Here is an 18,623-nt window from a genome sequence, read left to right as displayed (position 1 = left end):
AAAAAACGGGGGTCAGGTTCGCTTACGAAATTCCTCTGCACCTAGGAAAATGGCTGCAACCCAGAAAGTTCTCGCCGCTGCGCCGGTTTCTTCTCTGCACGAGTGCGCTGCCGCAGCGTGGGCAGCTTGGAGTGGCAATGTTTGCAGAGGCAGTGGAATCAGCTGAACCAAAGACAGGCTCGATGCGCGCGGATATCGCCGTCGGCTGCGCTGTGGCTTGTTGCTGCACTGCTTGGATCATGTCCAACAACTGTTCGCCGCCGATCAATTCGATCGGTTTGCCTTCGGCAAAGCGCTCGGCGTCTTTCGTGTAAGTGCCGATGCAGGCGATCTTGACCGCGTGGGCCTGGTGATGGGCCAGCAGGCCGTACATTTCGCGCACGACGCTGACGCCAACCTGCTGACGCTTCCATTGTTTGCATTGCACGAGTATGCGGCGGCCGTCCTTGCGCAGAATCAGGTCGATGCCGCCGTCTGCACCGCCCAGGCCGGTTTGTTCGACGCTATAGCCTTGGCGGCGAAATGCTTCGCCTACCAATCGTTCGAATTGGCGCCAGCCGCCAGCGGCCAGGCTCTCCAGGGTGGTACGTGTGTCCAGAAAGCGTTGCCGGCTGCGTGAGCCCAGATAGGAGCACAGCGCGGCGAGCCAGCAGATGCCGAGCAGCATCCACGCCAATGGCGCGAACGCCCCACTCGACTGTTGGGCAAACCCTTGGGACAGCATCCCGCCATGGTGAGAGAACCACCAGCCGATGCCGTAGCGCACCCCAAGATACCCTACGATTCCCGCTACAAGGCCGAGCGGCCACGGCAACGCGGCCAACGCTTCAAACCCCCTCTGCTTCTTTCTGCGTCCCATGCAAGAACCCCCGTTCCAGGTTCGAACATAACTGCTGAAACGCGTGTTGTCAGCAAGCGAACGATGCTATTGCGATCTGCACCCCATCAAGTGATTAGGATCGTGCACTTCAGCGCGGAAGGCTTACACGGATCTCAATGCTTGAGTCCGCTAAAACTACGTCGGCAGTTGCATCGGCAGCCGCAAGCCGACTCTTGAACGGGTTGCGCGCGGATTGTTTTCGGATACGACGATCAACATGACCAGATGCAATGCGGGCTAGTGGTCGCCAACTTGGCCATCGTTACGAGCGGAGTCTTTGGATCGTCGGTGGAGGCAGGTTTGAAGGTTCTCTGCCTTGAGATCAAGCGGGCAACACTCAGTTGCGGCAACTCGTTCCATTCAACCCCTTCCCTTGAAGGGGAAGGGGCTGCCGGCCCGGAGTGATAGGCGAATACTTCGTCAAATCATCTCACTGCCGAAATCAGTTTGGTGGTGCAATCGTATAATCAGGCTGCTCACGGAAGAACTGAGCTGTAGATGTATAAAACATCATGTTCAGATTATCGTATTGACCTTTAATGATCCCATGCATCACTCCCGATGAGCTCACCACCGGTCCGCCGGAATCGCCTGGACCTGTCAGGCCGCCGAAGTCCGGGGTGGCGGCATGCAGTCCTTGGAGTCCTGGGTCTGGGAAATTTGCAGGAATGCGCGCATCGGTCCAGTCGCACAACACGTCGGTGCTCATGCCGCTTGTGCAGAAGCGGTCAGTCGGAGGAGCGGGCGTGTGGCCATTGACCGCAATCGTATCGAGTCCACCAGCGCGCGACCGATAAAGAATTGCCCGCGAGAGCAGGACCTTGCCTACCGCACGCGGCTCGTAGGTCGAAACGATTGTGCAGTGAATTCCCGTTGATGGCGCTTCGCAATGCCGGTAGTTATGCAGCACCGGTTCCACGCGAATCAATTCGAGATCTGAAACGCTCGATTTCCATGAGACATAGCCAAGATCTGCCCCATCTACGGACACTGTGCTGTTGTAGTCACCACAGTGACCTGCAGTCAGAACGAACCGGACCGCTCTCCGATAGGGCGTCAAGTTAGCAAGGAAGCCTGTCTGCTTAAGCACAAGACCGGCAGTGCAGCGGTTACCCAGGCTCATCGTCAGCACCGTACCGCCAACCACTGGCTGCCGGAGTCTGGCCTGATCGATAGCAAGCGCCGAGGCAGACGCAAGGAACGCCAGGACACTAACGGCGATCAAAGAGCCGCGACGTGCACGTCCCATTTTCTTTTGAGACGTATCTCGACGCGCGAAGTAAATATTAATCATCTTTTCCTACGAGGTTATGGTGAAACAACTCAAGACATCGTAATTCCTCGGCAATTAACTATTTTTTTAGGGACGAAACGCCGCCGCAGCAAACGAAGTAGATCGCTGCTGCGCTTTTGCGTGCAGCTGCGCATTGACCAAATCCGGAACTGCGCAAGATTTCAACATGCAGCTTGATCGGCTCCAGCGGTTGAGCAAGCCGTGCATCACAACAAGACCAGATTCGAAGACGCAGTCGCCGTCACAAAGGGGCCGGCCCTGGGAATCCTTGATCGCATGACCGAGCAGGCTTAAGCCACTCGGCCACACAATGCGCGTCCTCGCCAGGGGAGCAGGACACGCAGTTCGATTTACTTGATTTCCACCGCGCCCACATCGCACACCGCGGTATCACGCGCAACACCACGCTGGTCGATCGTGCGGCAGCTAGTGCCAAGGTTGCGCACCGGGCTATTGGCCGCCGGCAATTGGGTAGGCGTGGGTCCGCCATTGGCGGCGGGTGCGCCCAGCAGCGGGTCGGTGGCGCGTGCCAGGCCGGTGGTGAGGCAGCTATGGAACAAGCCGCCCGCAGCGGAGTACTCGATCAGGTTGTTGCCGGTGCTGCTCTGGTCGCTGCAGAAGGCGCGCTCGGTCTTGGAGTAGAAGACGCTGTTGCGGATGTCGAAGCCGCTGCCGAACAACGTGGACCCGGGGGTGTTCTCGGCGAAAGTGACGTTGTTGAAGCGCACCGTGGTCTTGCCCTGGTCGCCATTGGACGGCTGCCAGCCTACATGCTGGATCGCCGCGCCCACACCTTTAGCGTAGTTGCCGTAGAAGGTGCTGTTGCTGACATTGCAGGACGGGCCGTAGCAGTCCATGTACAAGGCACCGGCATTGCTCTTTTCGGCGCGGTTGGAAATGAAGCTGGTTTCTTCGATGTTGATGATGCCCGGCGTGGTGATGGTGGTGCCGGAGTGCGTGGTGTCGCCGAAGCCCAGGCTGATGCGCGCACCGCCGGCCGGGCCGCCATAGGCGATGTTGTTGGCGAAGGTGGAGTAGCGCACGTCGATGGTGTCGGGCGCATACGCCCACAACGTGGCGCCGCCGCCGCTGTTGGCCGCGCTGTTGTTGCGCACCACCGTGCCGCACACCGAGAGCGTTGCGCCACCGGCAGCGGCGTTGAGGTAGCCGGCGAGCGAGGCGCCGTCGGTGTCGATCGCGCCGCTGTTACCGAACTGGTCGGCATCGGGGAAGCCGGCCGGCGCATTGATGGCCTGGTTACCGACAAATTCGGAATTGACGATGGTCAGACGGCTGAGCTGGGTGTAGAGCGCGCCGCCCAGCCATGAGGTGTTCCTGGAGAACGCGCTCTTGACGATGGTCACGTCGGTATCGCTGCCGGCAAAGATGGCACCGCCACCGATGCTGCTGCGGTTGCCCAGGAACTGGCTGTTGATCACTTCCAGCTTGCCGCGGTAGCTGACCTTGATCGCGCCACCGCCCCAGGTGCCGGGCGCGTACTGTGTATTGGATGCCGGCTGCACGGAGCTGCCGTTCTGCAGTTTGAGATTGCGCACCGACAGCGCATTGCCGTTCTGCACCTGGAAGATGCGCGCGGCCTGGCGGCCATCCAGGGTGATCTTGCCCTGACCATCGATCACCGTTGGCGTGCTGGCGCTGATGTTGATGGTCTGGTTGACGGCGATGCTGGCTGCACGGGTGCCGCAGTTGAAGGTGACATAGCCACCTTGCGCCACCGCAGTGGCGAGAGCGCTGGCGGTACAACTGGCGGCCGTACCGTTGCCGACCACCACGCCGGCATTGGAGTGCGCCCACGGCTGCGGCGTGGTGCATTGCGCCACCGATGGCACGGCGGCGATGGCCGCACTGGTGGTGACCAGCGCAAGAAGCCCCGCCGTCACGACGGTGGCGTGAAGTGTTGAACGCATGGTGATGTTCCTGCTTGAGAAAGGGATCGAAGGAGAGCCGGTTGCACGTACGCAACGTCAACGGATTTGATGACAGGTGTATTGCAAGCCGCAGCGTCGCGATCGAGGCGTGGCATGCGGCGCGATCACACGCATCGCGCTTCCAACCTAAGTTCCATCACACCACGCGTCGATGCGGCGCCATCGCGCGGGCGCACATCGCTTCGCGCATGCCGACTACGGCCACTGCAGCGATCGACCGATGCTGCACTGCTGCATGCAACTGCCACGCTGCATGCAGTGCGTCGCCGCATCGCGCGTTACCATGCTGCACTCTCGATCCTGTTGCGATCCCGGCGATGCCCGATGCACCCCGTACCTACGATGGCACGCCGGCCAGCCGCTTCCAGCTGCCTGCCGGCCCGTGGGTCTCGGTCTTCGAGGCGCTGTGCGCGTGTTTTCCGGCGATCGCGGCCGAGCGTTGGCGCGACCGCTTCGCACGCGGCCTGGTGCGCGATGCCAACGACCAGGCCCTGGCGTTGTCAGCACCGTATCGCGTGGGTGCGGACATCCGCTATTTCCGCGAGGTCGCCGATGAGCCGGTGATTCCTTATGTCGAGACCGTGGTGCATGCCGACGCGCAGTTGGTGGTGGCCTGCAAGCCGCACTTCTTGCCGGTGGCACCCGCCGGTGCATACGTGCGCGAGACGCTGCTGACGCGACTGGTGCGGCGGCTGGACAATCCGGCGCTGGTGCCATTGCACCGCATCGATCGCGAAACCGCGGGGCTGGTGCTGTTCTCGGCCAACCCTGCCACGCGCGGGATCTATCAGGCCTTGTTTCGGCAACGGCGCATCCGTAAGCACTACCTGGCGGTGGCACCACCGCTGCCACAGCTGAGGTTTCCGCATGTGCACCGCAGCCTGTTGGTGCCGGGCGAGCCGTTCTTCCGCATGCACGAGGGCGTGGGCGAAGCGAACAGCGAGACGGTGATCGAGGTGGTCGCACGCAACGCAGACACCTGGACGTATCGGCTGGAGCCGGTGACCGGGCGCAAGCATCAACTGCGTGTGCACATGGCCGCGCTGGGCGCGCCGATCCTGCACGACCGGTTTTATCCCGAGCTGGAAGCCCAGCGGCCCGATGACCCGGAACGCCCGCTGCAGCTGTTCGCGCATACATTGGCGTTCGATGACCCGCTGACCGGTGAGCCACGGAGTTTTAGAGCGAAGGTCGGGCCGAACAGTTAGGAACAGAGCAACCAGCACTGCACCTGTGGATTACTTCAGTTCTTTCTCGAACTCGGCAACGAATTTGGTCAGTGAGGTTCCGCATGCATTACAGAAGTCTCGCAACTGAAGCAGATCCATCCGGCGACTGCCTCGCTCAACGTCACTTACATACGACTGCGGGCGCTCCAACGCGTTGCTCAAGGCGACCTGCGTTAAACCGGCGGAAAGGCGAAGTTCGCGCAACTGCTGCAGCAGGATGTCGTAATGATCTTTGTGGATCGACTTGATTGGCATGGCGGCGAGGTTGGTAGGCCGCACTGAAGCTATATCCCCTTTTCAAATATCTGAAAAAGGGATAAATTCAGGCTGCGGATATCCCGTCCGTTTCCGTCGAGGATGGGCGCCATGACGACCTCAAAAACCAGCAAAACGGCCGCGCTACGAAAGCAAGAAGAAAACTTCACCTTCGGCGTCACGGTCGAGCAGATCGACCGCTTTCACACATTGCTGCGCACGATCACCGCGCAGAGCGATATGGTGGCGGTCTGCAGCGGCAAGCCACTGGACGCCACCAGCCTCTCGGTGTTGGGCGAGAGCATCTTCAATGCCGCCCGTGCGGTGCGCGGTGTGGTCGATGAGATTTACGAACAGCGGCTCGGCGGCCATGGCCCTGCCGATGCGGCCGAGCCGCGCGTGCAGAGCGGCGCCAGGGCCTGACTGGGCGCCGCGTGCAATCGCGTCGGCCTCAACGCACCTTGTACAACACCGCCGCACCCGGCCTGGGTTCGAACATCGGCACGGTCTGCTGTTTGAGCGCGGTGCCCTTGGCGTCCCACACCAGGGTGTCGGTGGGGTATTCGTCCTTGCGGGTCATGCTGTCGATCTGTTTGGCGATGACGGTGGATCCGGCTTTCACGTCCGGGTTCCAGGCGAACACGCCCAGGCGGCCGTAGAACACGGCCGGTGCTGCGGCGTCCAGGCGACGGTCGGGGCACATGACCAGGCCGCGTTCCAGCATCACGCGCAGCGCGCCGACCGGCACGGCCTTGACGGTGGGCGTGGTGCGTTCGGTGCTGTGGCCGGGGCAGACATTGGCCGAGCGGGTGAGCATGTCTTCGACCACCTGGCGGTCGGACTGGGCCAGCGCCGGCAGCGCGGCGGTGGACAGGGCAAGCATGGCAAGGGCGGATTTCCAGGGCATCTGACAACTCCTCATGAGGTGAGACTCCAACACTGCAGCCCATCCACGCGCGGGCTGCTGCCAGTGACGCGCCCGGATGCTAGCAACCGCTGCGTTAAGTGCTGCGAAGGCGGGCAGGCGCGGGCGACGCCGTGCAGGCGATGCGCCGGCCAGCACGCGTGTTCCACGCCGGGCCGCCGCGCCGCGCTGCATCACGCAACGGCCGCTGACGCGCCTGGCGGCTGTCAGGAGTCTCCCGATTGAGCGGCAGCAGCGGCCCGGTTAGCGTGCGCGCACGTACTCAGCTGGACAACCCATGGAACGCGCCGACCTCATCGCAGCAGTGCTTACCGGCATGCGGCGCGCCGAAGATTTTCGCGCGCAGGGCGCGCTCTACAGCACCGCGCACAGCGAGCAGATGCAGGTGGACCACGGCAAGGCGGCCGACGCCGAGCTGGTGCTGTCGATGTTTGCGTTCACCCCCGAACACCTCAAGTTGCTTGGCACCGCCGGCATCGAAAACCTGGGCGAAATCGTTTGCCACGCGTGGGCCTTGAACGGTGGCAATAACGAGGCATTGATCCGCTGGTTTCGTCAACCCATGAATGCCCTCGACGGCCAGACGCCTGCGGCGATGGTGCGTGGCGGGCGCATCCAGGTGCTGCTGCTGGTGCTGCGCCAGCAGGTGGAATGGGAATTGCCGCGCTCTGCCTGATGCCTGATGCCTGATCGACACCGCCGTGCATGCGGTCCGGCATGCGCGGTGCGGTTGCGGCGGGCGTTGCACGCGCGCGTAGCCGTGTGCAACGCGATGATCTCAGCCACTCACCGTTTCGGTCGCGCCACTGCGTACATCTCTGCGGCGATCTTCTTCATCAGCGCGTCGTTGTCGTCGCCCTCGGTGTAGAGATCGAAGTGGGTGCGGCCTTCCAGATAGCGGAAATCGCTCTTGGCGCCCAGGCCATCGAGCACCGCCTGGAATTTATGCGCCGCGCCATCCAGGTAGAACGTATCGGCGGTGCCGACGATCACATGGATCTTGCCGTCCAGGTCCGGCTTGAGCGTGGGCCATTGCGCGGCCACGCGTGCGGAAATGTCGTAGTGGGTACGCCAATAGGCCACCACGGCCGGGTCCACCTTGCCGGTGTCGCGGTCGAACATCGGCAGCGGGCGGCCGTCGGCGCCGCGCGGCGAAAAGACCCACTCGAACGAGGTGAGCTGGCCGCCGTACGGGCCGAGCACCCGTTCGAGCTTGGCGAAGGTTTCCAGATCGGCCAGCACCTTGCCGTGGTCGCGGATCAGCGGAAACTGGCTGCCGTCGGCGCGGCGGTAGACGTTGGCATTGGGCGTGTACAAATCCGGGCCGGTGAAGTCACGGAAATCGCTGGAATCCGGCGAGGTGGACCAGGTGCCGCCGAACAGTTTGGGGTAGCGGGTCTGCAACCACAGCGTGGCCCAGCCGCCGGACGAATGCCCGTTCAAGAAGCGGCCGCTGGCCTTGCCGTCCATCTTGTACTGACGCTCGAGCGCCGGAATCAGCTCTTCGGTCAGCGCGGTGCCCCACGGGCCGTTATTGACCGAATCGGCGAACTCGTGGGTACCGGTGGGCGTGGACTGATCCAGGAAGACCCAGATCATCGGCGGTATCTGCTTGGCCGCCATCAGGCTCCAGGTGGATGCAATGCTGCCGGCGAAGCGGTTGTAGTTACCGCCGAAGCCATGCGTGACATACACGGTGGGATAGCGCGTGGCGGCCTTGGCGTTGTAGTCGGGCGGCGTCAGCACACGGGCGCGCAGCGACACCGGCCGGCCCCAGAACGCGCTGAGCGACGGACTCACCATCGAGGCATCGGCGCTATGCAGCCTGGCTTCGGGCACCGCATCGCGCACCGCCTGCGGCGCGCGTGGCGAGACCTGCCACGGATCGTCCGAGACCGGCACCTGCTTGCTCAAGGTCAGCGCCGGCAGCGGCTTGCCGTTGGCCAATGTCACGGCGGTGACCTCGCTCAGCAGATCGCCGCCATCGCGGCCGCTGTAGCCATAGCTGCCATCCGGGTCGAGCACGGCCTGGAACAGATAATCGCCGGCCGGCAGCGCAGAAAACCCGCGCGGGAAGGCGATGTTGTCCAGATCGATCTGCACACTGCCGCCGGGCGCCAGCGCGGTGACCTCCTGCGCGGCCACCGCCACTGCGGTAGGGCGGAAGGGATTCATATCCACCTCCTCCACCTTGCCGTCTTTCCCGCTTTGCTTGGCCTGCGCCTGGGCATCCTTGGCCAGGGTGGCGAACACCAGCAGGCGCCCGGACGTGGCCTGGTCGGTCGCCCCGCCCAGGCTGACGCGCAGCAGACGATGCGCCGGCGCCGGCTCGGCGGCGTGTAAGACACAAGCGCACAGCAGGCCGACGGCCAGGCCCAGGCGTGGGGCAAGACGATGCAGGGACATGCAGATCCTTGAAAGCGGATGTGTGGGGTGGGCTTGGTGGCCCTGTGCGGACTGTAGCCAGTTTCTGGGGGAGCTGCGCGCGCTGTGGGCGAGATGAGGTCAGCGCATCCAATCCAGGTATTTTACGCGCTCAGGTTGGGGTCGCTTGCGGCGCAAGAGTGGCTAGAGTTGCATGTGTTCAAGGCGTTTGTGGTGAGGGCGGACTAGCTCAGCGCAGCTGATACAGCACAGATACCATGCAGTTAGATCGACTGTCTGAACTGCTGAGGCAACCGGATATCCAGGTCACGTCGAATTTGCGAGTGGAGCTTAAGACATCGATAGGCAAGCAGCAGACAGGCGTCAGATAAGTTATATGGCGATATTTGTAGTTAGAAGTTCATGCATCGCTGCGACCCGGTAGAAAGCGACCTATGGACGCTTGTCTACTGGTAGAGTGGCGAACTGATAATTCCTACTTCTTCCCTGTGCCACTCGGTGCAGACAACGTCGTCGATGCCGGCAGTCAGCTTCCGGTGCACTTGTCCGACAGCCCAACGCTTGATCGCGTGGGCTAATTGCTGGCAATGCCGATATGACGGTCCAGACTCGTCGAGCGCTATGTTGACGGGCCCGGAGCACGTCCACAATACAAGTTGATTTTGATTATGTTTCTTGCGCTTGTAATCATATGCAACTAACCAGTTCGCCGTGCTTATCGCAATCCGAGTGCGCCATGACTTGGTTGATCTATCGAGCGTGATGCTTCCTGTGCGGGGGGCTGTACAGCTTGCTGGTTTGCGGTTTCCAGCTTCTGCAGGTTCTCTGCCAACGGCTGCTTGACGGCCTCACCTTTGTCGACATGGGTGCGCAGGAGGTCCATGTCACTTCCTGGATTCTTATAAGTTGCGAAGACATTGCCATTGGTTTGGCTTGGAACGACTTCTTGGATCTCGGGCAGAGGCGGACGATTAAGTTTTGCCTGGACAGCCAGGGCGCCGGCAATCCGCTCCTTGTCTTGCTGATTGGTGTAAACACCAGCATCTGGACCCAGCTTGTCGAGTCCAGCAAGAGCCTGTTTGAACAATGGATCATCACGCAGCCGGGCTTCTTGTTGCGGATCGAGAGGTGCTCCACCTGCACTAAAGGCACGTCCTGAATTACCTAGACCTGGTACCGCGGGCTGGACCGACTCGTCCAGCTGTCGCCCCGATGCAGGCGCCCAATGTCCTACCTGATTAGCCCTGACCTTCAGCCGCCAGTCGCAGGATCTGCGCCGCGCTGGGTGGATGCTGCTGTCACTCTGAAGCCAACGAGGTGACGTGATGAGCATCAATGCGGTGCAGTTCCAGGCTGGATTGTCGATGCCTGAGTTCTTCGCGTTCTACGGCACCGAGGCCAAGTGCTATCGCGCGCTCTACACGTGGCGTTGGCCGCAGGGCTTTCGTTGCCCTGTTTGTGCCGGGCGCGTGCGCTCGCGTTTCAAGCGGCGTGCTGCGATCTACTACCAATGCAGCGCGTGCCGGCATCAGACCAGTCTGATGGCAGGCACGATGTTCGAAGGCACCAAACTGCCGCTGCGCACCTGGATGCTGGCCTTGCACCTGTTGACCTCGACCAAAACCAACATGGCCGCACTGGAGCTGATGCGTCATCTGGGGGTTAACTACAAGACGGCCTGGCGGATGAAGCACAAGATCATGCAGGTCATGGCCGAGCGTGAAGCCACGCGGAAATTGGCGGGTTTCGTGCAGATCGACGATGCCTATCTCGGCGGCGAGCGTAACGGTGGCAAGGCCGGACGCGGATCAGAGAACAAACAAGCGTTCCTGATTGCGGTGCAGACCGATGCCACCTTCACCGCGCCGCGCTTTGTGGTGATTGAGCCGGTGCGCAGCTTCGACAACACCTCGCTGCAGGACTGGATTGCCCGTCGCCTGGCGCCCGAATGCGAGGTCTACACCGATGGGCTGGCCTGCTTCCGCCGGCTGGAAGACGCCGGCCACGCGCACACCACGCTGGACACTGGCGGTGGTCGTGCCGCGACCGAAACGGCCGGTGCACGTTGGCTCAACGTGGTGCTGGGCAATCTCAAACGCGCCATCAGCGGCGTGTATCACGCTATCGCGCAAGGCAAATACGCAAGGCGCTACCTGGGAGAAGCGGCCTATCGTTTTAATCGTCGATTCCGCTTGCGCGAGATGCTGCCGCGACTTGCCACGGCCATGATGCAATCCAACCCATGTCCAGAGCCGGTCCTGCGTGCAGCGAGCAATTTTCATGGCTGAGAGTCAGGGCTAATCAGGATGTCCTAAGACTCCGTCGTTTTTCGGTTCCTGAAGACCCACGTCCCGCAGAACGCTATCAGCGAGTGTGTTTGAGTTTTGCAGCAGGGGATCGTAGGGATATTTGTCATCCTTACTCCTGGCATTAGCGACCATGCGGCCCCACGTTCCGGACAAGTCCGCGCCATTTGCAATCTCTTCCCGATACTGCTTTTGGCCAATTGCATTCGGATTGTCCCGATGATCAGGGTTGTTTCGGTCATAGGGGAGGTTAGTCTCAACGTGCATCCGTCCGTACGGCAATCCAGGTCGCTCATCGCCAGTCCAGCCGCTAATAGTGCGCTGGTTGCCCTCCTTGTCCGTGTAGAGAAGGAACTTGTGGTGGTATTCCTTGCCGAGAGCAGCCCCGATATTCCGGTACCCGACTTCGATCTTCTCATCCATGACATGCTCCTGTGGCTTACTGATTCTTGATATGAACGGCTGCGACGTGTGTCACCTTGCCGTCGGCATCCAAAGAAAAAGTCATCACTACGGAACGTGCATCGGGATCCAACATCGCTTGTCCCTTGTTGTCCCTGACGACAATCTTGCTTTCGGTGTCTTCAACGACCTTCGAGGTTGGAGATTTACCGAAGGTCTCTAGCACCGACGCCTTTGTAGTGCCCAACGGTATGTATTTCGTAACGATATTGCTCACATCGATCTGTTCGAATCGAACGGGTTTTTGGGAAGCATAAATCTCGTCAAACATTGGGCTGGCTCCTGTCATCGAGGGGTCTTCCTGTGTCGAAGTAGTGCGCGCATTGTCCGCATTGGCGCAGGACGAAAGTGGAAGTACCGCAACCCCGACAAGTGCAAGTGTTGCGGCCAAGCACTTCGACATGATGCGTGGCATGGCGATCTCCTGATGCGACTAATCACGTGATTCGAATATCCGCGAGATACTGTCCTTCTCGGCCAAGCTCGAAAACCGAGTAGCGTTCGGGCGGAAGGCTGCCAGCTTACTACAAGCTCTCAAGAGCCGATAGTCGTTGAGCGGATTGTCAATGGGGCTTTGCGCTGACGCTTCTGGGCCAAGCCCAGCATGGATCGGTGAGTAAGAGCAATCCATGAGTCATCAATAGACGCTCAGACTTCAGTAGCGGCCCTGACGTACCGAGTCGCTCACTAAGTGACGGATCCGTTCTGTCTCAGTTGTTTTCTAGCTCGATCGACCGAACCCGGTTGTTCTCCTCTGAAAATCAAAACTGCATCACGTAACGAAATCGCTGAGACGATTTGTCGGGTTGGCATGTTGCAGAAACTCAAAATCGCTGCACCAGAAAGTAATCGATTAAACATCGATGGAGATCTGGAATTACCTTCAACGCCGTATCTAATCGTCAAAAGCGCAAGCGATTATCTGCTGTTTGAGATGTTCGCAAATGGCACTGCGTGCTCTTTCAAAGCGCAGTACATCGCACTACAAACCGTGGCCGCTGATCGTCCTTGCACCATAAACTCACACTCAGGAGTGATCAAAATGATCCAGAAAAAAAACCGTCGCTGTGCGCTTGCGGCATGCAGCCTCTCGCTTGTGGCGATGGTGCTGTGTATGAGCGCAGCTGTTGCCGCAGCGGTGCCCGGGAAGGAAACGGTTACGTTGCGCCATGTCTTCGCCACGCTGCAGAACGGTCAGCAGGATCAGAAGCCCGAAGATGTTGCGGCGTGTCGCAAGCAGGTTGCCGAGCCGACGTCCAAATACCTGGGAGTGGCGGTCACCACCACCTATTCCATCGATGTGCAGTCGAAGATGATGACCGCTTCGGCGTCGCTGCCATCGCCTGTTGCCACGCAGCCGTTGATGCTCACGGTGCCGCTGTCGCCGTTGGGGTTGTCCGGCGACTATGCGTTTGGTGCATTCCGGCCGAGCGCACTGCCCAACACCTATGTGCTGTTCTCGGTCGGGCTGAATTTCAAGGACCCCAAGTCGTCCGTGCTCGTGCTCAACAGCGACAAGCGCTACAACTGCCTGGTCACCAGCGATCCGGCGCCCTTCCAGGGAGCCTTGAGCAGCCAGCTTGGAAAGGACCAGGGGCGTTGATGTTGCAGCGTCCCAGTCGCCGCCGGACGGGCCAGCCGACCAGGGCTTCAGCGCGTTCGACCAATCGCTAAGCGGCCGCGTCCCCGGAGCAGGATGTGCCCAGCACAGGACGCTGGCGATGGGCGAGCGGTGGCGTTGTCCGGGACGCCGTATCCGAGCAAGCGGCGTGGTTGCCTGCCGCGATGTGTGGCAGGCAACCAGCCCTCAGCGATACGGCCCCGGCCCACGCCAGACCGGTTCGCCCTGGCGGTAAACCTCCATCATGTTGATGACTTCGCGGGCGTCGCCGATGGACTTCAGTTCGGGCGAATCCGGCGGCAGCAGGCGGCATTTGCTGGAGCCGCGCTTGAGCGCGACATCCAGCGGGCAGATCATGCGTTGCTGGGTGCCGGGCAGGATGATGGCGATTTCCTGCATGCCTTGTTCTTTCCAGGCGCGCAGCTGGGTTTCGCTGCGCACGTCGTAATAGACCTGGAAGCCGCCGATATCCAGGCTGGGCTGGGCGTTGTTGCGGTCGTTGCGGCGGCCCTGGCTGATGGTGGGGGTGTTGGCCATGCCGTCTTCGGCGCCGTCGGCCGGTTCGTCCAGCATGCCGGGCGGCCTGCCGGTCCAGGTGTCCGGGCGGCGCTGTGCGGATGCCGCCGGCGGAGCGGGCGGTTGCGGCGGGGTGGGGCGTTGCTGGCGACGCGGCTGGCGGCGTTCGGCCAGGCTGCCTTGCGCGGTATCGCCCTGCGGCGGCACCGGATTTTTGGCCTGCTGCACCAGCGTGGACTGCACCGGCGAGGCCGCCGGTGGCGGCTGCACGGGCGTGGATGTCGGTGGCACCGGGGTGGGCGAGGGCACCGGCTGATCGGGCTGGGAGGTGTCGCCGACAAAATCCACCTTGATGCGTCCACCGCTGGCCGAGCCTTGCGGCGGGGTCATGGTGGGGGTGGAGGCCGACAGCAGGATCAGCAACATCAGCACGTGCAGCAGCGCGCTGATCAGCGCGGCAATCCACGGTTCGATGCGTTCGATCAGCGGCTCGGTGCGGGGCAGCCAGTCGCTGGCATCCAGATGGACGTGCAGCACCTGCAGGGCGCCCTCGCGCACGCGGTAGACCAGCACGTACGGGGTCTGCTTGACCACCCATTCGCGGGTGCCGGGCACGCGGCCAGCGCGGCCACGGCCGGGTTGCTCGGCCAGGGTGCGGGTGGCTTCCAGCACCTGCCGCGCCATCGCGGCAGCGGCAGTCGGGTTGAGCGCGTGGTAGTGATCCTGGGCGTGTGCAAGCTGCGTGGCGGCCGGGACGGTCCAGTCACGCCGTAACATCAACGCCCCATCTGGCGAACAGTGCGCTCACCTGTGCCGGAGCCGTCAACGCGCCCTGATCTGCAGCGGCAATGCCATCCTGCACCGCGGCCTGGAAGCTGGCGTCGGCCACGACGCGGACCACGTCACTCCATCCAGCCGTCTCGGGCAGCGTGTCGATCAGCATGTGGGCGTCTTGCTTGATGGCGGACATGGCACGGCGGTGGGGGGAGCACTGCGCAAGTCTACCCGCGCCGCTCCTGTTCGCGTGTGGCAGGCGCCGGCGTCCGCGCGCGGCGTTCACCGGGCAGGCGGCAAGCGCCTGCGCGGCAGCGGTCTGGGTGGCGCACGGCCTAACCGCATGCCCGATGCCGGGCAGCGACCGGCAGTGCTGCCGCCTGCAGAAAGTGACACTTGGCACCTTGTTCGGGCCCACGGCTGGTTTCATTCTGCGCGGGTCGCTTCACTCATTCGCAAAGGACTCGCCATGCCTGCCGCTGCCATCGCACCCCTGACGCCGTATCTCTCGATGGCCGCCATCAGCTACCTCTACTACCGGCGCATCCGGCGCAGCTTCGGGCGCCAGCAATGGAAGCCGATGGCCACGGCGGTGCGCAGCGCGGTGCTGCTGATCGCGGTGGCAGCACTGGCGTTCGCGGTGTACGGCTTGCCGCAGGTGCGGTTCGGCATTGCCGCAGGCGCGCTGGTCGGCATCGGCCTGGGTGCGCTGTCGCTGCGCTACACGCATGCCGGATGGGTGGATGGCCAAGGCTGGTACACGCCCAATCCCTGGATCGGCGGCGGTTTGACGCTGGTGTTGCTGGGGCGCCTGGCCTGGCGCTGGGCCGATGGCGCGTTCACTGCCGGTGCGGCGGCGGCCGGTTCGCAGGCCAGCCCGCTGACCCTGGGGATTGCCGCGGCACTGGTGCTGTATTCGCTGGTGCACGTGGGCGGGTTGTGGTGGCGGCTGCGCCAGCTGCGCCTGCAGGCGGCACGCTGACCCGCCGCGATTGGCCCTGCGCGCTCACACCTGCGAGCGGAACGGGAACACCAGTTTCTCGCCAAGCCTCTGCCGCAACGGCCGCGCGCGCCAGCGCTCCAGCGAATACTGCTCGGCACGTTGCAGATCGCGTTCGAATACCTCGGTCATGCGTGCGGCCAGCGTGCGGTCGTAGACATTCAGGCTGGCCTCGTCGTTGAGGCGGAACGAGCGGATGTCGAAATTGGTGGAGCCCACCGACACCAACAGGCCGTCGATGATCAGCAGCTTGGTATGCAGCATGGTGGGCTGGTATTCGTGGATCTCGATGCCGGCCTGCAGCAGCGGCTCCCAGCTGGCCTTGGAGGCCAGCCGCACCGAGACGGCATCGATATGCTTGCCGGGCAGCAGCACCCGGATGCGCACGCCGCGCGTACGTGCTTCGAGCAGCGAGCGGGTGATCAAGGCATCGGGTACGAAATACGCCGCAGCCAGGTCGATGCTGCTGCGTGCGGCGGCGATGGCGATCAGGTACATCAGGTGCATGCTTTCGCTGCCGCCGGCCGGCGAGGCCACGAACAACTGCGCATCGCTGTCGCCGGCAGCCTCCAACGCCGGGTAATACTGCGCGCCGTTGACCACACGGCCGGTGGTCTTGATCCAGTTGTCGTTGAAGGCGGTCTGCACCTGCGCCACCACCGGGCCCTCGATGCGGTAGTGGGTGTCGCGCCAATGGTCCGGGTCCTGCGCGTCGCCCATCCATTGGTCGGCCACGCCGACCCCACCGGTGAAGCCGATGCGGCCATCGATCACCAGCAACTTGCGGTGGGTGCGGTTGTTGATGCGATGCAGGTTGTACCAGGCCAGCGGGCGGTAGCGATGCACCTCCACGCCGGCCTCGGTCATGGTGTCCACCAGTGCATGGTCCATCTTCAGGCTGCCACCCCAGTCGATGGTGACCCGCACATCCACCCCGGCACGCGCGCGCTCGGACAAGGCGTCGCTGAACTCGCGGCCGATCTCGCCCGACCAATAGATATAGGTTTCGAACGTGATGGTGTGCTGCGCGCTGCCGATGGCCTCCAGCATGGCCGGAAAGATCTCGCGGCCGTTATTGAGCACGTCGATCCTGTTGCCCGGCAGGATGGCCGGCCCCAGCAACACCGACATCTCGCGTTTGAATTGCGGATCGGCAACGTCGTACAGGTGTTTGGGGATGTGCTCGAGCTTTTTCTCCGGCGTGGCGAAGTTGAGCAGCAGCAGCCCCACCAGCAAGGTGACCGCCACGGCGGCCACGATGATCCATGTCATGCATCCCACTCCGATGTCCCGCCACTGCGGGCGCAAGCGGCCGGCATTTTGGCAAGGCCGGTGGCATGGGGTTTGTGAAGGGGCAGCAGCAGGTGGTGGCATGCACGCGATGTGCTGCCTGCCTCACTCCACCAGATGCAGGTAGTTCGGCGGTACATGCCGCGTCAGCCAGACGCCGTTGTCGGCCTGGTAAAAAACATGGCCGTCCTCGTGCATCTGCAGGCTGTGCACGCGTAGCACACTAGGTGTGCCGTGTCGTGCGCCGACCGTGGTGGCGGTCTTGGGATCAGCGGACAGATGCACATGATGGCGTTGCCCGGGCTGCAGGCCTTGGGCAAGGATCGCCTCGAGAAAGCGGGTCGCGGTGCCGTGGTACAGCATCGATGGCGGTGTGCGCGGCATATGCATCAGAGCGACGGTCGCTGTGGAGTGGCCTTGGACTGCGCGGATTTGCCGACCATCGGCAGACAGCGCAAAGCGCTGCTTGTCGTTGCTGAAGACCACTGCACGGATCAGGTCTGCATCCAGCGCCCTTCCAGCGGCAGTGGCGGCAGCGATCAGGGCATCGATGTCGGCCCATCCTTGGCGATCCAGTGTCAGCCCGATGGACTGCGGTGCATGGCGAAGGACATAGCTGAGGAACTTGCTGGTCTCGGTGTGCAGCGAGCGCATGTGCAGTGCTGGGGTGTGGTGCGTGGATGCGAGTCTACCGCCGCGCGCTGCGCAGACCCCACGCACTGCACGATGCGCGGCATGCAGAGCGTGTCTGCGTGCGGCGTCGCGCAGGCACATCGACATCCACTTCCGTGTCTGCGTCTGCGTCTGCCGCATCACGGTGGCGGGCTGTCGGTCGACAGGGCAATGCCGCGTTGCGCCTCGAGTTCGGCCAAGCGAGCGCCCAGGGCCTGCCGGATGGAATGGTAGGCGCTGGCACCCATCACCAGACGCCGCGGTGGCGGGGCGTGTTCGGTGCTGGCGATCATCGCCTCGACCATGCGTTGCGGGTCGCCAGCGATGACCCAGCTGCCATCGTCCAGTGCGCGGCTGAGCGCCCCGACCGGCGTGTCGGCGTAGTCGGCAGGAATGTGGGTGCGCACCAAGGCGGCGCCGAAATTGGTACGGGCCGGGCCGGGTTCGGCCAGGGTGAAGTGGATGCCGAAGCCGGCCACTTCCTGCTGCACGGCCTCGATGAAGCCTTCGATGCCCCACTTGCTGGCGTGGTACAGGCTGAAGCCGGGATAGGCGATTTGCCCACCTTCCGATGACACCTGCACCACGTGCCCGCCGCCCTGCTGGCGCAGCCGCGGCAACACTGCCTGGATCACTGCGATGGAGCCGATGAGGTTGGTGTCGATGATCGCGCGGACCTGCGCCTCGGTGGCGGCCTCGGCCGCGCCCAGCGTGCCGTATCCGGCATTGCTGACCACCACATCGATGCGACCCAGCGCTGCGAATGCCTGCGCCACCGCTGCGTGCACGGCTGCAGTCTCGCGCACGTCCAGCTGCAGCACCGTCGCTGCATCGCCATACCGGGCCTGCAGATCGGCCAGCGCTTGTGGTTTGCGGACGGTGGCGACGATCCGGTCGCCGCGCGCCAGCACGGTCTCTGCCAGGAGGCGGCCGAAGCCGGACGATGCGCCTGTGATGAGCCAGGTCTTGGACATGGGAGTGGCCTTGTTCGCTGGAGAAGGCGTCACTCTAGGAAACGGGAATTGTTGGGTCTATGCCATAAAATTCGAATGACTTGATGCGGTT

20 protein-coding genes are annotated in these 18,623 nt (G+C 62.7%); 6 read left to right on the top strand and 14 right to left on the bottom strand.

The features are described 5' to 3' along the window. Positions 1 to 22: 22 nt before the first annotated feature. The 3 genes from ACCQ07_RS21065 to ACCQ07_RS21055 all read right to left on the bottom strand — a co-directional run bounded on the left by ACCQ07_RS21065 (position 23) and on the right by ACCQ07_RS21055 (position 4,075). Positions 23 to 859 carry a restriction endonuclease gene (locus ACCQ07_RS21065; RefSeq protein WP_029820580.1) on the bottom strand — a complete coding sequence of 279 codons (837 nt, stop codon included), beginning with the start codon at positions 857 to 859 and terminating at the stop codon, positions 23 to 25. A 463-nt stretch (positions 860 to 1,322) separates the two neighbouring features. Further along, positions 1,323 to 2,174, bottom strand: coding sequence for a chymotrypsin family serine protease (locus tag ACCQ07_RS21060; RefSeq protein ID WP_109290555.1), 852 nt, complete (start codon positions 2,172 to 2,174; stop codon positions 1,323 to 1,325). A gap of 350 nt (positions 2,175 to 2,524) precedes the next feature. Continuing rightward, positions 2,525 to 4,075, bottom strand: coding sequence for a choice-of-anchor Q domain-containing protein (locus ACCQ07_RS21055; RefSeq protein ID WP_181388232.1), 1,551 nt, complete (start codon positions 4,073 to 4,075; stop codon positions 2,525 to 2,527). Between the two features lie 365 nt (positions 4,076 to 4,440). On the opposite strand from ACCQ07_RS21055, the gene ACCQ07_RS21050 reads away from it, so the two are divergent. Next, complete coding sequence (locus ACCQ07_RS21050; RefSeq protein WP_372363637.1) at positions 4,441 to 5,331, top strand: pseudouridine synthase; 891 nt, start codon at positions 4,441 to 4,443, stop codon at positions 5,329 to 5,331. A gap of 30 nt (positions 5,332 to 5,361) precedes the next feature. On the opposite strand, the gene ACCQ07_RS21045 is transcribed toward ACCQ07_RS21050, so the two are convergent. Next, a complete protein-coding gene (locus tag ACCQ07_RS21045; RefSeq protein ID WP_017112444.1) occupies positions 5,362 to 5,607 on the bottom strand; it encodes a helix-turn-helix domain-containing protein in 246 nt (81 codons plus the stop codon). Between the two features lie 111 nt (positions 5,608 to 5,718). Here ACCQ07_RS21045 and ACCQ07_RS21040 point away from each other — a divergent pair, with 111 nt between their 5' ends. Then, entirely contained in the window at positions 5,719 to 6,030 is a 312-nt protein-coding gene (locus ACCQ07_RS21040; protein WP_031425193.1) for a hypothetical protein, read from the top strand. 28 nt (positions 6,031 to 6,058) lie between these two features. Here ACCQ07_RS21040 and ACCQ07_RS21035 read toward each other — a convergent pair whose 3' ends face one another. Continuing rightward, positions 6,059 to 6,490, bottom strand: a complete 432-nt coding sequence (locus tag ACCQ07_RS21035; protein ID WP_029820583.1) for a hypothetical protein — start codon at positions 6,488 to 6,490, stop codon at positions 6,059 to 6,061. A gap of 319 nt (positions 6,491 to 6,809) precedes the next feature. Between ACCQ07_RS21035 and ACCQ07_RS21030 the strand changes: the two genes are divergently transcribed. Beyond that, complete coding sequence (locus tag ACCQ07_RS21030) at positions 6,810 to 7,208, top strand: antitoxin Xre/MbcA/ParS toxin-binding domain-containing protein (protein WP_008574610.1); 399 nt, start codon at positions 6,810 to 6,812, stop codon at positions 7,206 to 7,208. A gap of 110 nt (positions 7,209 to 7,318) precedes the next feature. Here the strand turns inward: ACCQ07_RS21030 and ACCQ07_RS21025 are convergent, their stop codons facing one another. Further along, positions 7,319 to 8,938, bottom strand: coding sequence for an alpha/beta hydrolase (locus ACCQ07_RS21025; RefSeq protein WP_372363636.1), 1,620 nt, complete (start codon positions 8,936 to 8,938; stop codon positions 7,319 to 7,321). A gap of 694 nt (positions 8,939 to 9,632) precedes the next feature. Next, positions 9,633 to 10,250 (bottom strand): XVIPCD domain-containing protein, encoded by a 618-nt coding sequence (locus tag ACCQ07_RS21020; protein WP_372363635.1) that lies wholly within the window; start codon positions 10,248 to 10,250, stop codon positions 9,633 to 9,635. On the opposite strand from ACCQ07_RS21020, the gene ACCQ07_RS21015 reads away from it, so the two are divergent. Then, entirely contained in the window at positions 10,243 to 11,205 is a 963-nt protein-coding gene (locus tag ACCQ07_RS21015) for an IS1595-like element IS1595 family transposase (protein ID WP_011347617.1), read from the top strand. The genes ACCQ07_RS21020 and ACCQ07_RS21015 overlap by 8 nt on opposite strands. 9 nt (positions 11,206 to 11,214) lie before the next feature. On the opposite strand, the gene ACCQ07_RS21010 is transcribed toward ACCQ07_RS21015, so the two are convergent. Both ACCQ07_RS21010 and ACCQ07_RS21005 read right to left on the bottom strand, forming a co-directional pair. Then, a complete protein-coding gene (locus ACCQ07_RS21010) occupies positions 11,215 to 11,646 on the bottom strand; it encodes a hypothetical protein (RefSeq protein WP_372363634.1) in 432 nt (143 codons plus the stop codon). Positions 11,647 to 11,662: 16 nt separating this feature from the next. After that, positions 11,663 to 12,100 carry a DUF6393 family protein gene (locus ACCQ07_RS21005; protein ID WP_223866239.1) on the bottom strand — a complete coding sequence of 146 codons (438 nt, stop codon included), beginning with the start codon at positions 12,098 to 12,100 and terminating at the stop codon, positions 11,663 to 11,665. Between the two features lie 699 nt (positions 12,101 to 12,799). Between ACCQ07_RS21005 and ACCQ07_RS21000 the strand changes: the two genes are divergently transcribed. Further along, the gene (locus ACCQ07_RS21000) at positions 12,800 to 13,288 is read left to right on the top strand and encodes a hypothetical protein (RefSeq protein WP_029820586.1); all 489 of its coding nucleotides are present in this window, start codon (positions 12,800 to 12,802) and stop codon (positions 13,286 to 13,288) included. Positions 13,289 to 13,492: 204 nt separating this feature from the next. Here the strand turns inward: ACCQ07_RS21000 and ACCQ07_RS20995 are convergent, their stop codons facing one another. Together ACCQ07_RS20995 and ACCQ07_RS20990 are read right to left on the bottom strand one after the other, a co-directional pair. After that, the gene (locus tag ACCQ07_RS20995; protein WP_218492917.1) at positions 13,493 to 14,599 is read right to left on the bottom strand and encodes a type II toxin-antitoxin system RelE/ParE family toxin; all 1,107 of its coding nucleotides are present in this window, start codon (positions 14,597 to 14,599) and stop codon (positions 13,493 to 13,495) included. After that, positions 14,586 to 14,792 carry a hypothetical protein gene (locus tag ACCQ07_RS20990; RefSeq protein ID WP_029820588.1) on the bottom strand — a complete coding sequence of 69 codons (207 nt, stop codon included), beginning with the start codon at positions 14,790 to 14,792 and terminating at the stop codon, positions 14,586 to 14,588. The genes ACCQ07_RS20995 and ACCQ07_RS20990 overlap by 14 nt, the downstream gene beginning before the upstream one ends. 273 nt (positions 14,793 to 15,065) lie before the next feature. Here ACCQ07_RS20990 and ACCQ07_RS20985 point away from each other — a divergent pair, with 273 nt between their 5' ends. Next, positions 15,066 to 15,578 carry a CcdC protein domain-containing protein gene (locus ACCQ07_RS20985; protein ID WP_031425182.1) on the top strand — a complete coding sequence of 171 codons (513 nt, stop codon included), beginning with the start codon at positions 15,066 to 15,068 and terminating at the stop codon, positions 15,576 to 15,578. Between the two features lie 24 nt (positions 15,579 to 15,602). On the opposite strand, the gene ACCQ07_RS20980 is transcribed toward ACCQ07_RS20985, so the two are convergent. From ACCQ07_RS20980 to ACCQ07_RS20970, 3 genes are all read right to left on the bottom strand, one after another. Continuing rightward, complete coding sequence (locus ACCQ07_RS20980) at positions 15,603 to 16,868, bottom strand: phospholipase D-like domain-containing protein (RefSeq protein ID WP_218499886.1); 1,266 nt, start codon at positions 16,866 to 16,868, stop codon at positions 15,603 to 15,605. Positions 16,869 to 16,991: 123 nt separating this feature from the next. Further along, positions 16,992 to 17,540 (bottom strand): RNA 2'-phosphotransferase, encoded by a 549-nt coding sequence (locus ACCQ07_RS20975; RefSeq protein WP_303401393.1) that lies wholly within the window; start codon positions 17,538 to 17,540, stop codon positions 16,992 to 16,994. Between the two features lie 158 nt (positions 17,541 to 17,698). Beyond that, a complete protein-coding gene (locus ACCQ07_RS20970; RefSeq protein WP_109290553.1) occupies positions 17,699 to 18,532 on the bottom strand; it encodes an SDR family oxidoreductase in 834 nt (277 codons plus the stop codon). Between the last annotated feature and the right edge of the window lie 91 nt (positions 18,533 to 18,623).

It is taken from the genome of Xanthomonas sp. NCPPB 3583, from assembly GCF_041475715.2.
In the GTDB taxonomy this organism is placed as follows: Bacteria; Pseudomonadota; Gammaproteobacteria; order Xanthomonadales; family Xanthomonadaceae; genus Xanthomonas; species Xanthomonas euvesicatoria.
Note: the sequence above shows the minus strand (reverse complement) of the source record. Positions and strands in the feature narration are given on the sequence as shown.